Source organism: Paracoccus litorisediminis (genome assembly GCF_009711205.1).
GTDB classification, from domain to species: domain Bacteria; phylum Pseudomonadota; class Alphaproteobacteria; order Rhodobacterales; family Rhodobacteraceae; genus Paracoccus; species Paracoccus litorisediminis.
Genome location: NZ_WMIG01000001.1, coordinates 886999 through 903599, shown reverse-complemented (window position 1 = coordinate 903599; position 16601 = coordinate 886999). Strand labels below are relative to the sequence as shown.

Below are 16601 nucleotides of genomic sequence, written 5' to 3'. Positions count from 1 at the left end.
ATGAGCAAACCTCGCGCCCGCGACCTTGGCCTGCCCTTTCCCGGCACGCCCGGCCCCCTGAACGCGATCACCGACGTGCCGGGGCTGGCGGTGGGTTTCTGTACCCTGACCGACCCCGAAAAAAAGATGCGCACCGGCGTCACCGCCATTCTGCCGCGCCCCGGCAAGCAGCCGAAACCCGTATGGGCTGGGCAATATTCGCTGAACGGCAATGGCGAGATGACCGGCACGCATTGGGTCAATGACGCGGGCTATTTCGTGGGCCCGGTGATGATCACCAACACTCATGGCGTCGGCGCGGTCCATCACGGCACCACCAAATGGATGATCCAGAACTATTCGGATTATTTCACCACCGAGCACGCATGGGCCATGCCCGTCGTCGCCGAGACCTATGACGGCGTGTTGAACGACATCAACGCCATGCATGTCGAGCCCGACCACGCCATCGCCGCGCTGGATGCGGCCACGACCGGCCCCGTCGAGGAAGGCTCGACCGGCGGCGGCAATGGCATGATCTGCTATGAGTTCAAAGGCGGCACCGGCACCTCGTCGCGCCGGATCACGCTGGGTGGGCAGGAATATACCGTTGCCGCGCTGGTGCAGGCCAATCACGGCATCCGCCCGTGGCTGAACGTGCTGGGCCGTCCGGTCGGGCAGTTGATGCCCGAGGGCGCGCTGCATTCGCGCGAGATGGGCTCGATCATCGTCATCATCGCGACCGACGCGCCGCTTTCGGGCCTGTCGCTGCGCCAAGTGGCCAAGCGCGCAGCCATCGGCATCGGTCGCGGCGGCACGCCGGGCGGCAACAATTCGGGCGATATCTTCTTGGCGCTCTCGACCGCCAATGACGGCCCGATGCCCCAGCAGGCCGAGGCGCTGCTGACCAAGCAGGAACTGAACAACGAGCTTCTGGACAATTTCTACATGGCCGCCGTCGAGGCGGTCGAGGAATCGGTCGTGAACGCCATGGTCGCGGGCGTCGATGTCCCGACCGTCAAACCAGAGGGCAAGACCTGCCACGCCATCGACACCGTGCGGCTGCAGGCGCTGTTCGCCGCTGAGGCGGACCAGCCGAAAGCAAAGCTCGCACGGGCCTGAAAAGCAGACGGGCCCCAAACGGGGCCCGCGCATAGGATACGCCCGCCTGTCAAAAGGCGGGCGTTGTCGTTTCAGTCCATGCTGACATTGGCGGCTTTCACCACAGGCTCCCATTTCGCCATTTCGGCGGCGACGTGCTTGCCCAGATCTTCAGGGGACGAGGCCACAATGGTGGCCGAGAACTCGCCCATGCGTTTGGCAACCTCAGGATCGGCCATGGCTTCCAGCGCCGCCTTGTTCAGCGCGGCAATCGCCTCGGGCGGGGTGCCAGTGGGGGCGAACAGCGCGTTCCAGCTATAGGTCTCATAGCCGGGCAGGGTCTCGGCAATCGCCGGGACATCGGGGAAGGACGGCGCGCGTTCCTTGGTCGTGACCCCCAGCGCCTTCAGCTTGCCGCTGGTGATATGGCTTGAGGCCGAGGGCAGGTTGTCAAAGATGATCGGCACCTGATTGCCCAGCACATCGGTCAGTGCCGGTCCCGAACCCTTATAGGGGATATGCGCGATCTCGGTCCCTGCCATCGAGTTGAACAGCGCGCCCGACAAATGCAGCGGCGTGCCGTTGCCCGATGAGGCAAAGGACAGATCCTCTTTCTTCGCCAGATCGATCAGCTCCTGCACCGAGTTCACCGGCAGTTCCGGGTTCACCGCCAGCACGTTCGGGACCAGCACCAGCAAGGACACCGGCGCGAAATCCGCCACCGGGTCATAGGGTTTCTGCTTCAGGATCAGCGGGTTCAGCGCATGGGTTGCGACCGTGCCCATCAGGATCGTGTAGCCGTCGGGATCAGCCTTGGCGACCTGCTGCGCGCCCAGACTGCCACCCGCGCCGCCCACGTTCTGCACGACGATCTGCTGGCCCAAGGATTGGCTCATCCGTTCGGCGACGATGCGGCCCACCACATCGGTCGAGCCTCCGGCGGCGAAGGGGATGACCAGCGTGATCTGGCGGTCGGGGAATTCGGCGCTGGCGGCGCCTGCCAGCCCCATCGCCATCGCGGCGCCCAGAGCCAAGCGGCGGGTCAGTTTTATGGTCATGTTCTTCCTCCCTTTTGGTTTTTCATGCGTCGCTCTCGCTGAAGACCTCGTCCCGGCGCTTGCGGATCTGCGGCAGGAAGACCAGCACCAGCACCGCAGCGGTCATCAGCAGTAGCGTGGCGCTGATCGGGCGGGTGATGAAGGTCGTGGGATCTCCGCGCGACAGGATCATGGCGCGTCGCAGGTTTTCTTCCAGCAGCGGGCCAAGGACGAAGCCCAGCAGCAAGGGCGCAGGTTCGCAGCGCAGCTTGGACATCAGGTAGCCAAGCAGCCCGAAGAAGGCGACGGCATACAGGTCATAGGTGTTCGAGGCGACCGAATAGACCCCGATCGAGCACATCGCCATGATGATCGGGAACAGGATGTAATAGGGCACCGACAGCAGCTTCACCCACAGCCCGATTAGCGGCAGGTTCAGGACCACCAGCATCAGGTTGCCGATCCACATGCTGGCGATGATGCCCCAGAAGAGCGCCGGTTGCTCGCTGACCACGTTCGGCCCCGGCACGATGCCTTGGATGATCATCGCGCCAATCATCAGTGCCATCACCGGGTTCGCGGGGATGCCCAGCGTCAACAAGGGAATGAAGCTCGTCTGTGCGCCGGCGTTATTGGCGCTTTCGGGACCGGCCACGCCTGCCAGCGCGCCCTTGCCGAATTCCTCGGGGTGTTTCGACAGCTTCTTTTCGACGGTATAGCTGGCGAAGCTGGCAAGGATCGCGCCGCCGCCCGGCAGGATGCCAAGGAGCGATCCGACCGCCGTGCCGCGCAGGATCGGGCCGAACATCTGGCGAAACTCCTCGCGGGTGGGGAACAGGCGGCTGATGTTCCTGGTCATCACCTCGCGGTCATGCTCATCCTCGAGGTTGCGCAGGATCTCGGCGATGCCGAAGACACCGACGGCAAGGGCCACGAAGTTCAGCCCATCGGCATATTGCGTGATGCCAAGGGTGAAACGCGGCGCGCCGGTATAGATGTCGGTGCCGACCAGCCCCAGCAGCAGCCCCAGAACGACCATGGCCAAGGCCTTCAGGACCGAGCCATGCGCCAAGGCCACCGACATCACCAGACCCATGACCATCAGGCTGAAATACTCGGCCGCGCCGAATTTCAGCGCGATGGTGGTCAAGGGCGGCGCAAAGATCGCGACAAGGAAGGTGGCGACGGTTCCGGCAAAGAACGACCCGATCGCGGCGGTGGCAAGCGCGGTTCCCGCGCGGCCCTTCCGCGCCATCTGGTAGCCGTCGATGGCGGTGACGGCAGACGAGCTTTCGCCCGGCATGTTGATCAGGATCGCCGTGGTCGAGCCGCCATATTGCGCGCCGTAATAGATCCCGGCCAGCATGATCAGCGAGGAAACCGGCTCAAGCTGGAAGGTGATCGGCAGCAACATGGCAATGGTCGCCGTGGCCCCGATGCCGGGCAGCACGCCGATCAGCGTGCCAAGGATGACGCCGATCAGGCAGAAGGCGAGGTTTGCCAGCGACGAGGCGACAGAAAAACCCAGCGCGAGATTGCTTAAAAGATCCATCTTCGCCCCCTCAGAATGGCAGCCAGGGGCCGAAGCGGCGGAAGGGCAGGCCAAGGCCGTAGCTGAAGATCAGCGTCGAGGCGATGGTGACCACCACCGCAAGCACCAGCCCATGCAGCGGCTTCAACCGGTGCGAGGCCTGTGCCGCAATCAGCGCGGCCAGAAACAGCGCCGGGACAAAACCCAAGCCCCGCACCGTCAGCCCGAAGAAGACCGGCGCGGGCAGGATAAAGGCCATGCCGCGCCACGCGACCTTGCCGAAAGGCTCACCCTCGCGGCCAAAGGCCTTCAGGAACACCAGCAGTCCCAGCACGAACAGCAACGCAGACAGGACCATCGGGAAATATCCCGGCCCCATGCGCAGCGACGTGCCGATATCCAGCCCGGTGGTCTGCCAGCCGAAAAACAGGGCCGCCGCCATCAGCAGCAGCCCCGTCGCAATGTCGGTTCCGTCCTTGGGTTTCGTGGACATGTTCTTCCCCCCTGTCAGATGAAGTCCCGCCACGGCTGGCGCGGCGGGACCGGAAGGATCAGTCGGCATAGACGCCGGCGGCGTCGATGACCGGCTTCCAGCGGGTGATCTCGGATTCGAGCTTGGCCTTCAGCGCGGCGGGCGTGGCATCCGCGGCGGGCGAGGGCGCGGTGCCCAGCTCGGCCATGGCCTTGATCACGCCGTCATCGGCAAGTGCTGCTTGCAGGGCTTTGGACAGGCGTTCATTCACCTCGGCGGGCGTGCCCTTGGGGGTATAGATGCCGTGCCAGATGGCGAATTCCAGACTGTCCAGACCCGACTCCTTGGCGGTCGGCAGGTCGGGGAACAGCGGCAGGCGCTCGGGCGTCGTGACGGCATAGGCCTTGATCGTGCCGCCTTGGATCTGCTGCGTGGTGTTGGTGGTCTGGTCGCACATGATATCGACCTGGCCCCCCAGAAGGTCGGTCATCGCGGGGCCGGTGCCCTTATAGGGGACGGTGACCAGCGGCGTGCCCAGCGACTGCATCAGAAGCATCCCGCACAGATGCGAGGCAGCGCCAATCCCGGCATTGGCCAAGGTCAGCTTGTCGCCATTGGCCTTGACGTATTCCATGAAGCCCTTGAAATCCGCGGGCTCGAAATCCTTGCGGGCGACGACGACCATCGGAACTTCGGTGACAAGGCCCACATATTCAAAGGCGTTCAGCGTATCATAGGCCAGATTGCGGTACAGCGTGGCCGAGGTCGCCATGCCGATGTGATGCAGCAGCACGGTGTAGCCATCGGGATCGGCCTTGGCGACCTGACCCGCGCCCAAGGTGCCGCCCGCACCGCCGACGTTTTCCACGACAATCTGCTGGCCCAGATCGGTCGACATCTTTTCCGCGACCAGACGCGCCACGGTATCGGTCGGGCCCCCCGCCGAGAACGGCACCACCATCGAGATCTGACGCTCGGGATAGCCCTGTGCGAATGCCGGTGCGGTCAGCATGGTCGCGCCGATCAGCGCGCCGAAAAGCTTCTTGAAAGCCATTTTCCCCTCCCAAGGAATGATCGGCGGTCTCCCCATTGCCGCCGCTTGGCTCAGACTGCGCCGCGCCGTGCCATTGCACCAAATGCAAATCCGCGCAGATCGGGTCTGTTCGTGCGGCTTGCAGCGGGAATGGGTGGAAAGGGTAACATCAGCCATCCGCGATGGGTGGATTTCCACCCATCAGCCGCCTTCATCCCCGGCATCGATGATCAGACGGCGGTCCAGCGCGTATTTCTGCATCTTTTCATAGAGCGTCTTGCGCGAGATCCCGAGCGTCTCATAGACGGGCCGCAAGCGCCCGCCATGCGCGGCAATGGCCCCGGCGATCAAGCCGCGCTCGAACTCGGCCACCCGGTCGGAAAGCTTCGCGCCGGGGGCAGGGGCGGGTTCCGCGCCCTCAAGGCCCAGCACGAAACGCTCGGCCAGATTGCGCAATTCGCGGACATTGCCGGGCCAGTCCCGTGCGGCAAGTCCCGACAGCAGCGCCGCCGGAATCTCGCGTTCGGGGATATTGTGGCGCGCGGCGGATTCGCGGACCAGCTGCAGAAACAGCAAAGGAATATCCTCGCGCCGCGCGGCCAGGGGCGGCACATGCAGCACCGCGACATTCAGCCGCCAGAACAGGTCCTCGCGGAACGCGCCCTGCGCAACCAGTGCCGCCAGATCGACCTTGCTGATGGCAATGAAGCGCACATCCAGCGGCACCGGATCGTTCGAGCCAAGCCGTGTGATCACCCGTTCCTGCAAGACCCGCAGCAGCTTGGCCTGCAATTCCAGCGGCATCGAGCCGATTTCGTCCAGCAGCACCGTGCCGCCGCGCGCATGTTCGAACTTGCCGTAGCGTGGCCGCAGCGCGCCGGGAAAGGCCCCGGCCTCATGCCCGAACAGTTCCGATTCGATCAGCGATTCCGGCAGGGCGGCGCAGTTGATGGCGATGAAGGGACGCCCGGCACGCGCGGAAATATCATGCAGCGCGCGGGCCACGACCTCTTTGCCCGCGCCGGTCGGGCCGATGATCAGCGCATCCGCGTCCGAGGCCCCGATGGCCCGCAGCCGGTAGCGCAGATCGACCATGACCTGCGTGCGACCGGGCAGCCGCGCCTCGACATCGTCGCGTTTGCCCGCGACGGCGCGCAGGCGGCGGTTTTCAAGGACCAACCCGCGATGGTCCAGCGCCCGGCGAATGACGGTCGCCAATTCCTGCACGACAAAGGGTTTCTCGATGAAGTCATAGGCCCCGCCGCGGATCGCCTCGACGGCCAAGGGCACCTCGGCATGGCCGGTGACAAGAATGACCGGAATCTCGGGATCGACCTCGTGCGAACGCCCCAGCAGGGTCATCCCGTCCATGCCGGGCATCCGGATATCACTGACAACGACACCCGCGAATCCGGGTCCGGCCAAGGCCAGCGCCTCATCCCCGGTGGCCAGCGGTTCGACCGCGAATCCCGCCAGTTCCAGCGCCTGCGCGGTTGATGAGCGCATCTGTTCGTCATCATCGACCAGCAGCACGCGCCCGGTCATGCCGCCACCCCGGCAGGTTCGGCCACGGGCAGGCGGATGCAGAACTCGGCCCCCGGTGCGGCATTGCGGCAGGTGATCTCTCCGCCGAGGTCGCGGATGATATTGGCGCTGATCGACAGGCCTAACCCCAGCCCCGCGCCCATGCCCTTGGTGGTGAAGAACGGGTCGAAAATCCGCGCCGCGATCGCCTCGGGCACGCCGGGGCCGCGGTCACGGACGCGGATCACCACCTGTCCGTTTTCCGCATGGGCGGTCAGGGTGATGCGGCGGTCAGGCTGGCCCTCGACCGCATCGGCGGCATTGGTGATCAGGTTCACCAGCACCTGTTGCAGCCGGGTCGGACCGGCGCGCAGGCTGGGCAGGTCGTTGGGCAGATCGCAGTCCAGCGTCGCGCTGCTGCTGGTCAGCCGCGCCTCGACGATGGTGCGGGTTTCCTCCAGCAACGGGGGCAGGGCGACCGCGCCCAGCACGTCATCGGGTTTCCTCGCCGCCTGCCGCAGATGCTTGCCGATGGCCGCCATGCGATCGACCAGCGCCAGAATCTGGCCGATATTTTCGCGCGCACGGGTGTAATCGCCGCGCTCGATCAGGATGGCGGCGCTGTCGGCATAGTTGCGTGCCGCCGCCAAGGGCTGGTTGATTTCGTGGGACAGCGAGGCCGACATCTGCCCCAGCGCGGCCAGCTTTCCCACCTGCACAAGGCTTGCCTGCGCCGCGCGCAGCTCGGATTCAGTGGCGCGGCGCTCGGTGATTTCCTGTTCCAGCTGGCTGTTGGCGCGGGCGAGGGCCGCCGTGCGCTCGACCACGCGGCGTTCAAGTTCGGCATGCGCAAAGCGCTCCAGCGCCAGCCGTTCCGCCGCCTGCGCCCGTCGCTGTCGCCACATCATCGCGCAGATCCCCGCCGCTGCCAGCAGCAGAACAAGCCCCGCCACCGCCAGTTGCGCCTCGGCGCGCAGATCGGCGCTGTCCAGCAGCACATGCACCGTCCAGCCCGCATCGGGCATGTCGCCCGAGGCGATGATATACGCCGCATCGGCCAGACGCAGGATCGGCACGCCATGCGAGGCCGTGCGGCTTACGGGAAATTCGGTCAGCGGCGTTTCGGCATAGCGGCGCGAGGCCGCGCTGCGGGCCAGCCGCTCGGGGGTCAGCGGCAGCAGGCTGTGATACAGCCAGCCCGGTTCGGATGACAGGAACACCGTCCCGTCGGGGTCACTCACCAGCACCCGGTATTCGCCGCCGCGCCATGATTGCTCGATCCGGTCGACGCCGATCTTGACCGCGACGACGGCGGTGATCCGCCCCAGATCGTCCCTGACCGGGGCCGAGAAATAATAGCCCCTGACCCCCGAGGTCGTCCCGACACCGTAAAACCGCGCCGTCCTCCCCGCCATCGCGTCGATGAAATAGGGGCGATAGCTGAAATTCTGGCCGATGAAGCTTTGCGGCCCCTCGGGCGTGGAATGGGCGATGGTCTGGCCGTCGGGCAGGATCAGGTAGATGTCCGAGGCCTGCACCGCGAGGTTCTGCTCGGCCAGCCACTGGTTCGTCTGCGACCGCAACACAGGGTTGCCCGGATCGGCGGCAAGCTGATGGATCAGGTCCAGATCGCCGACCAGTTGCGGCACGACCTCGAACCGCGCCAGATCGGCCTGAAGCGCGTTCACCGTCAGCCGCAGGGCCGTGGCGGCCCGGCTCTGTCCGGCGCTCAGGTAATGCTGAAAGGCCAGTTGCGCGCCAGCCCAAAGGATCAGCGCCAAGGCCGCCCCGCCCCAAGCCGCGCGCCAGATCAGCCGCATGTCACACTCTCCTCATCCTCGGAAGGGAATGTGACAGGCGGGCCGATGCCGCGCAATGATGCCGTCAGATCACCAGCACGCCGGAATGCTTGGCCTTGTGTTCGGGTTCCACGTGGATGGTGATCAGCGCGCCGGGCAAATGGCCTTTCAGCGCCCGCTCGACCCGGTCGCAGATGTCATGCGCCTGATCGACGGTGGTCTGGCCGTCGACGACCAGATGAAAATCGATGAATGTCTTGGGCCCGGCATGGCGGGTGCGCAGGTCATGCGCCTCGATCGCGCCGGTCGCCTCATCCGAGATGGTGCTGCGGATCTTCTCCATCATGTCTTCGGACACGGCCTCGTCCATCAGCCCGGAGAGCGAGGATTTCATCACCCGCCATCCCGACCACAGGATATTCACCGCAACCAGCGCCGCCAGTGCCGGGTCCAGCACCGACCAGCCGGTGATGACCGCCAGCGCCACCCCAATGACGACGCCGCCCGAGGAAATCACGTCCGAAAGCAGGTGATGCCCATCCGCGACCAATGCTGGCGATCTGAGCCGCCTGCCGCCACGGATCAGCACCCAGCACCACCAGCCATTGATCACGCTGGCGGCGATGTTGATCAGCAGACCCTCCAACGGAGCATCCAGCACGCGCGGATTGAAAAATCCATGCACTGCCTCGCGCATGATCAGCAAGGCGGCGACAATGATCATCACCCCCTCCAGCACGGCGCTGAAGAACTCGGCCTTGTGATGGCCGTAAGGATGCTCGCGGTCGGCCGGGCGCGCGGCCACGCGGATGGCGATCAATGCGGCGACGGCAGTCGCGACATTCACTGTGCTTTCCAGCGCATCCGACAGCAACGCGATCGAGCCGGTCAGCCACCAGGACAAAGCCTTGAGGGCCAGGACGACCAGTCCGACGAAGATGCTGCCAGTTGCGATTCTTACGGTCGCGGACATGCGCGATTCCCTAGCTCGAATCCATGGAAGCGGCGTTTTAACGGCTTGCGCGCGTCGGGCCAACCGCCTGCCGCGATTTCTTGGGGCGATGGCGCTTTTTTCACGCTCAGTGCCGCCTTCGGCGGTTTGGGTATTTGAGAAACGGTGAATTCTTCAGTGCTGAGAGCGCTTTCTTCGTTTTTCAAATACCCCAGCAAGCTTGGTCGCCGGTCAAATGCGCGCCGCGGTGAGCGAGAAAAAGAAACGGGGACCGCTTGGCCCCCGTTTCCTCCCTGATATCGCTTACTCTGCCGGGACCGCCGCCAGATCCTCGACATCCGCGATGGGATGCTTCAGGTGCGGCAGCATTTCCTTGGGGCAGACCTGCAGGAAATTGGCCTTTTCCTCGGCCCAGTTCTGCAGGATCTCGCCCGCCCGGCGCGAGTTGGTTTCCTTGAAGTGGCGCTCGATCAGCCCCTTCAACTCGTCCTCCCAATGCGATTGGGTGACGGTACACAGGATCAGCGTCTCGGCGTTGATGTAATCGCGGGCCATGCCTTCGGGGTCGTAGAGATAGCCCATGCCCCCGGTCATGCCCGCGCCGAAGTTGGCGCCGATGCGGCCAAGGATCACGGCGACACCGCCGGTCATGTATTCGCAACCGTTCGAGCCACAGCCCTCGATCACCACTTTTGCGCCCGAGTTGCGCACCCCAAAACGCTCACCCGCACGACCTGCTGCGAACAGATAGCCATCGGTCGCACCGTAAAGCACGGTATTGCCGATGATGGTGTTCTCGGCCGCAGTCAGCGGGCTCGCCATCGGCGGCCGCACGACGATGGTGCCGCCCGACAGGCCCTTGCCGACATAGTCGTTCGCATCGCCCGAGACCTCGATCTTGAGGCCCGGTGCTGCAAACGCGCCCAGCGACTGGCCTGCCGAACCCGTCAGCCGCACCGTCAGGTGGTCGGGCTGCAGATTGTTCCGCATGCCAAAGGTCTGCACGATCATCGACGAGGTCCGCGTGCCGACCGTCCGCAGGGTGTTCCGCACCGCATAGGACAGCTGCATCTTTTCGCCATCGGAGAAGAAGCGGCTGGCGTCGCGGATGATTTCGGCATCCAGCGTGTCCGGCACGGCATTGCGCGGTTTCGAGCGGTCGTAGACGATCTTTTCCGAACCATCCACGGTGATCAGCAGCGGGTTCAGGTCGAGGTCATCAAGCGACTTGTCACCACGGCTGACCTGCGTCAGCAGATCGGCGCGACCGATGATCTCATCAAGCGAACGGGCACCGATGCTGGCGAGGATCTCGCGCACTTCGGTGGCGTAGAAGGTGATCAGGTTGACCACCTTGTCCGCCGAGCCGTTGAACATGGCGCGCAGCTTTTCGTCCTGGGTGCAGACGCCCACCGGGCAGGTGTTCGACTGGCACTGACGGACCATGATGCAGCCCATGGCGATCAGCGCGGCGGTGCCGATGCCATATTCCTCGGCCCCCATCATCGCCGCCATGACGATGTCGCGACCGGTGCGCAGGCCACCATCGGTGCGCAGCGTGACGCGGTCGCGCAGACGGTTCATCGCCAGAACCTGATGCGCCTCGGTCAGGCCCATCTCCCACGGGAGGCCGGCATATTTGATCGAGGTCGCGGGCGAGGCGCCCGTGCCGCCATTGTGCCCCGAGATCAGGATGATGTCGGCTTTCGCCTTGGCCACACCAGCCGCAATCGTGCCGACGCCCGAGGACGCCACCAGCTTCACCGTGATCTTGGCGCGCGGGTTGATCTGCTTCAGGTCATAGATCAGCTGCGCCAGATCCTCGATCGAATAGATGTCGTGATGCGGCGGCGGCGAGATCAGCGTCACGCCCTTGGTCGAGTGACGCAGCCGCGCGATCAGGTCGGTGACCTTCATGCCGGGCAGCTGGCCACCCTCGCCGGGTTTCGCACCTTGGGCGACCTTGATCTCCAGCTCTTCGCAGGCGTTCAGGTATTCGGCGGTGACGCCGAAACGGCCCGAGGCCACCTGCTTGATCTTGGCGCAAGGGTTGTCGCCATTCGGCAGCGGGTGGCTGTGTGCCGGGTCCTCGCCGCCTTCGCCGCTGTCGGATTTCGCGCCGATGCGGTTCATGGCGATGTTCAGCGTCATATGCGCCTCGGGGGACAGCGCCCCCAGCGACATGCCCGGCGTCACGAAGCGCTTGCGGATCGAGGTGATCGATTCGACTTCTTCCAGCGGCACCGGCTTGCCAAGCGCCTTGATGTCCAGAAGGTCGCGCAGGTGGATCGGCGGGTTCGCCCGCATGGTCGCAGTGAACTGCTTCCAGACGTCATAGGACGCTTTTTCGCAGGCCAGTTGCAGCAGGCGCATGGTGTTGGCTTCCCATGCGTGCTTCTCGCCCGAGCGACGCGCCTTGTAGAAGCCGCCAACCGGCAGCAACTCGGTCGCCCCGGTGTCGAAGCCCTTGGCGTGGATGCCCTCAAGCTTGGCCTGCAAGCCGTGCAGACCGATGCCGGAAATCCGCGACTGCATGCCGGGGAAATATTCCGCGACCATGGCGCGGGACAGGCCCACCGCCTCGAAGTTCAGACCGCCGCGATAGGAGGACAGGACCGAGATCCCCATCTTGGCCATGATCTTGAGCAGACCCGCATCAATCGCCTCGCGATAGTTGCGCATGTTCTCGATCAGGCTGCCGGTCAGCAGACCGCGCTCGATGCGGTCGGCAATGGTGTCCTGCGCCAGATAGGGGTTCACCGTGGTCGCGCCGCAGCCGATCAGTACCGCGAAGTAATGCGGATCGACGCATTCGGCCGAACGCACGTTCAGCGAACAGAAGGTGCGCAGGCCCTTGCGGGTCAGTCCGCTATGCACGGCGCTGGTGGCAAGGATCATCGGCAGGCCGATGCGGTCCGGCCCCAGCTTTTCGTCGGTCAGGACCAGATGGCCCGCGCCCGAGCGGACGGCATCCTCGGCCTCGGCGCGGATGCGGGCCAGGGCTTCGCCCATTGCCTCGGGGCCGGCGCCGTCGGCGAAGGTGCAGTCGATCTGCGTCACCGTCTCGCCGAACAGCTTGGTCATCTCGGCGAATTCGCCATTGGCGACGAAGGGGCTTTCCAGCACCAGAATCTCGGTCTGGGCCGAGGATTCATCCAGCACGTTCTTGAGGTTACCGAACCGCGTCTTCAGGCTCATCACGCGGGTTTCGCGCAAGCTGTCGATCGGCGGGTTGGTGACCTGGCTGAAGTTCTGGCGGAAGAAATGCGACATCGGGCGATACTGGCCCGACAGCACCGCAGGCGGCGTGTCGTCACCCATCGAGGCCAGAGCCTCTTTGCCGTCCTCGGCCATCGGGGTCAGCATCGATTCGATTTCTTCGATCGTGTAACCGGCGGCGATCTGGCGACGGCGCAATTCGTCGGCGTGGAAGACCACCTGCTCGGGCAGGTCCTTCATCACCTCGGACAGTTGCACGACCTTCTCCAGCCATTCGCCAAAGGGCTGGCTGTTGGCCAGACGGTCCTTGATGGCGCGGTCGTGGTAAAGGCGGCCCTCTTTCATGTCGACGGCGATCATCTGGCCCGGCCCAAGCGCGCCTTTTTCGCGCACGGTGGTCTCATTGACCGGAACCATGCCAGCTTCCGAGCCCGCGATCAGCAGGTTGTCGCCGGTGATGACGTAGCGCAGCGGACGCAGGCCGTTGCGGTCCAGACCGCCGCATACCCAGCGGCCATCGGTCATCGCAAGGGCGGCGGGGCCGTCCCACGGCTCCATCACGGCGTTGCAATAGGCATACATGTCGGCCCAGACCTTGGGCATGTCGGTCGTGGCTTTCGACCATGCTTCCGGGACCAGCATGGTCTTGGTCATCGGGGCCGAGCGGCCCGAGCGCACCATGACCTCGAACACCGCGTCCAGCGCCGCCGAATCCGACGATCCTGCCGGGATGATCGGCTTGATATCCTCGGCCATCTCGCCAAACGTGCGGCTGGCCATGCGGATTTCGTGGCTTTTCATCCAGTTGGTGTTGCCCTTCAGCGTGTTGATTTCGCCGTTATGGGCCAGCATGCGGAAGGGCTGCGCCAGCCACCACTGCGGGAAGGTGTTGGTCGAATAGCGCTGGTGATAGATGGCAAAGGCCGATTCAAAGCGCTCGTCTTTCAGGTCGGGATAGAATTCCGCGACCTGCTCGGCCAGCATCATGCCCTTGTAGATGATCGAGCGGCAGGACAGCGACGCGAAATACAGCCCTGCGATCTGGGCCGCGATGGCGGCTTTCTCGATCCGGCGGCGGATGATGTACAGCTCGCGTTCGAACTGTTCGTGATCGATGTCCTTTTCGCAGCGGATCAGGATCTGCTCGATCTCGGGGCGGGTGGCATTGGCCTTTTCGCCCAGAACGGCGGTGTTCACCGGAACGTGGCGCCAGCCATAGATGTAATGGCCCATGCGCAGGACTTCGGATTCCACGATGGTCCGGCAGGATTCCTGCTGCGCGAAGTTCGTGCGCGGCAAGAAGACCTGACCCACGGCGATCAGCTTGGACTGGTCGGGCTCATGCCCGGTGCGGCGAACCTGATCGTAGAAGAAGGGGACGGGGATCTGCACATGGATGCCGGCGCCGTCGCCGGTCTTGCCATCGGCATCGACCGCACCGCGGTGCCAGATCGCCTTCAGCGCGCCAATGCCGCTTTCGACCACCTTGCGGCTGGCCTTGCCGTCAAGGCTGACCACCAGACCGACGCCGCAGGACGAATGCTCGTCCTCGGCACGGTAAAGCGAGTTCTCCGCCATCCAGTCGCGGCGGGCCTGTTCCTGTTGTTCCCAGTCCATCACGTCCGTGCCTCCTTCAAGATCATAAGCTGCCTGAGCAGATCGGGCTTTCCACCCCGGACCATCTGCAGGTCGCAATCATATTCCGGCTTGGTTGCGCCAAATCCGGGCTGTCCCGGAAAGGCAAAGCTTACCGGACTGTCATTGGTATTCTCGCTGGCGCCGGTCCAATCGCTGGAGGTCTCGACGCCACCGTAAAAGCGGCCTTGCGCGCGGCTGATGAATTGCTGCCCCTCGCGCTTGATCAGCTCGTCGCCGGACTCGCTGTAGGTGCTCAGCCGGAACTTGGTGATTTCCAGCTCGACCCCGTCGATATCGACCTTGTCGCCGGTCAGCTCGTCGCGGCCGACATGGTGCAACCGCTCGCCATTGTTCGAGCGCGTCCAGAAATCGAATTCATCCGCGCCGGTCTTGATCAGGGTCGAGAATGACGCGTCATCCCTGGCCCCTTCCTCCAGCGTGTCGACCAGACCGGTGTTCAGGTCGGTGCTTTCCATCCAACGCGTCTCGCGGTCGATGCGGGACTGGTAGGTCGGCCCGTCCGGGGTGAAGTAGACCACCCATTGATCGCCCGGAGCATCCGCGCTGCAGCGATAATGCTGCGAGACCGTGCAGCCGCGGTTCTGCACCGTGACCTCCAGCTTGCAGCCTTGCGGCGGCGTGAAATTCGCCGCCATGGCGGGCAGGGCGGAAAAGGTCAGCAAGGCTGCCATTCCTGCAATCCCGCGCGCAACATGCAACGCGCGCTGCCGGTCTACGCGCGGTGTACAGCCTGTGGTCGGCTTGTGCACCATGGTCACACCCCTATTCGGCGGCAACGCGGGCAGCGCCGGTCAGGTAGCCGGCGATGCTGTCGGCGGCCTCGCGGCCGTCGCGGATCGCCCAGACCACCAGGCTTGCGCCCCGCACGATGTCGCCCACGGCGAAAACGCCGCTCAGGCTGGTCTGATGGGTCTGGAAATCGGCCTTGATCGTGCCCCAGCGGGTCACTTCCAGACCGTCCACACCCCAAAGACGCGGCAGTTCCTCGGGCTCAAAGCCAAGCGCCTTGATGACCAGATCGGCGGGCTCGTCGTAATCGGCGCCTTCGATCAGTTCCGGCGACTGGCGGCCCGTAACATCGGGCTGGCCCAGACGCATTTTCTGCACGCGGACGGCGCTGATGGTGGGCACGTCGCCGACTTCGTCCATGTCGCGTTCCTGCGCTTCCATGGCCTCGCCGGTAACATGGCCGGTGAAGGCGCCGGGGGCGGAAAGCCACACGAATTCAACGCCTTCTTCCTCGGCGTTCTGCACTTCGCGCTGCGAACCCGGCATGTTGGCGCGGTCGCGGCGATACAGGCATTTCACCGATTGCGCGCCTTGGCGGATCGCCGTGCGCACGCAATCCATCGCGGTGTCGCCGCCGCCGATGACGACGACGCGCTTGCCCTTGGCGTTCAGTTCCCCATCCAGGTAATCGGGAATCTCGTCGCCCAGATCCACCCGGTTCGAGGCGGTCAGATAGTCCAGCGCCCGCACCACGCCCTTGGCGTCGGCATTGTCCAGATCCAGATCGCGGGTCTTGTATACGCCCGTGGCGATCAGCACCGCGTCATGCTTGCCGCGGATCGCGTCAAAGCTGATATCCTCGCCGACATTGGCGTTCAGGACGAACTCGACCCCGCCATCGGCCAGCAGCTTGTTGCGACGCTCGACCACGTCCTTCTCCAGCTTGAAGCCGGGAATGCCATAGATCATCAGCCCGCCGGCGCGGTCATGACGGTCATAGACGGTGACCTGATAGCCCATGCGACGAAGCCGGTCGGCAGCGGCAAGGCCGCCGGGGCCAGCGCCGATAATGCCAATGGATTCAGGACGTTCGACAGGCGGGACAATGGACTGGACCCAGCCTTCTTCCCATGCGGTGTCGGTGATGTATTTCTCGATCGCGCCGATGGTGACGGTGCCGTGGCCCGATTGTTCGATGACGCAATTGCCTTCGCACAACCGGTCCTGCGGACAGATGCGACCGCAGATTTCCGGGAAGGTGTTGGTTTCCTGGCTGCGCAGATAGGCTTCCTGCGTGCGCCCTTCGGCGGTCAGGCGCAGCCAGTCCGGGATGTTGTTGTGAAGGGGGCAGTGGCTCTGGCAATAGGGGACGCCACATTGGCTGCAACGGCTGGCCTGTTCCTTGGCCTTCGCCTCGGCGAATTCACGATAGATCTCGTGGAAATCCTCCGAGCGGGATGCCGCGTCACGCTTTTCAGGCATTTCACGCCCGATGGTGACGAACTTGAGCATCTTTTGCGTGGCCATGGCTGCGCATCCCCCCGAAATCTGACTGGTCAGAGGGTG

At 64.5% G+C, this 16601-nt stretch carries 11 protein-coding genes; 1 reads left to right on the top strand and 10 read right to left on the bottom strand.

Translation table 11 applies throughout. The features are described from left to right. Positions 1–1101, top strand: coding sequence for a DmpA family aminopeptidase (locus GL300_RS04545; RefSeq protein ID WP_155038353.1), 1101 nt, complete (start codon positions 1–3; stop codon positions 1099–1101). A 71-nt stretch (positions 1102–1172) separates the two neighbouring features. Here the strand turns inward: GL300_RS04545 and GL300_RS04540 are convergent, their stop codons facing one another. The 10 genes from GL300_RS04540 to GL300_RS04495 all read right to left on the bottom strand — a co-directional run bounded on the left by GL300_RS04540 (position 1173) and on the right by GL300_RS04495 (position 16562). Next, a complete protein-coding gene (locus GL300_RS04540; protein WP_155038352.1) occupies positions 1173–2138 on the bottom strand; it encodes a Bug family tripartite tricarboxylate transporter substrate binding protein in 966 nt (321 codons plus the stop codon). A gap of 22 nt (positions 2139–2160) precedes the next feature. Beyond that, positions 2161–3669 (bottom strand): tripartite tricarboxylate transporter permease, encoded by a 1509-nt coding sequence (locus GL300_RS04535; protein WP_155038351.1) that lies wholly within the window; start codon positions 3667–3669, stop codon positions 2161–2163. Positions 3670–3679: 10 nt separating this feature from the next. Then, positions 3680–4141 (bottom strand): tripartite tricarboxylate transporter TctB family protein, encoded by a 462-nt coding sequence (locus GL300_RS04530; RefSeq protein ID WP_155038350.1) that lies wholly within the window; start codon positions 4139–4141, stop codon positions 3680–3682. A gap of 58 nt (positions 4142–4199) precedes the next feature. Continuing rightward, the gene (locus GL300_RS04525; RefSeq protein ID WP_155038349.1) at positions 4200–5174 is read right to left on the bottom strand and encodes a tripartite tricarboxylate transporter substrate-binding protein; all 975 of its coding nucleotides are present in this window, start codon (positions 5172–5174) and stop codon (positions 4200–4202) included. Between the two features lie 180 nt (positions 5175–5354). After that, complete coding sequence (locus GL300_RS04520) at positions 5355–6698, bottom strand: sigma-54-dependent transcriptional regulator (RefSeq protein ID WP_155038348.1); 1344 nt, start codon at positions 6696–6698, stop codon at positions 5355–5357. Next, positions 6695–8497, bottom strand: a complete 1803-nt coding sequence (locus GL300_RS04515; RefSeq protein ID WP_155038347.1) for a sensor histidine kinase — start codon at positions 8495–8497, stop codon at positions 6695–6697. The genes GL300_RS04520 and GL300_RS04515 overlap by 4 nt, the downstream gene beginning before the upstream one ends. 64 nt (positions 8498–8561) lie before the next feature. After that, a complete protein-coding gene (locus GL300_RS04510) occupies positions 8562–9449 on the bottom strand; it encodes a cation diffusion facilitator family transporter (protein WP_155038346.1) in 888 nt (295 codons plus the stop codon). Positions 9450–9731: 282 nt separating this feature from the next. After that, positions 9732–14264: a glutamate synthase large subunit gene (gene gltB / locus GL300_RS04505; RefSeq protein WP_155038345.1), complete on the bottom strand. Its 4533-nt coding sequence runs from the start codon at positions 14262–14264 to the stop codon at positions 9732–9734. Beyond that, entirely contained in the window at positions 14264–14977 is a 714-nt protein-coding gene (locus GL300_RS04500) for a hypothetical protein (RefSeq protein WP_246195071.1), read from the bottom strand. The genes gltB and GL300_RS04500 overlap by 1 nt, the downstream gene beginning before the upstream one ends. Before the next feature lie 91 nt (positions 14978–15068). Beyond that, positions 15069–16562 (bottom strand): NAD(P)-dependent oxidoreductase, encoded by a 1494-nt coding sequence (locus tag GL300_RS04495; RefSeq protein ID WP_155038344.1) that lies wholly within the window; start codon positions 16560–16562, stop codon positions 15069–15071. Positions 16563–16601 lie beyond the last annotated feature (39 nt).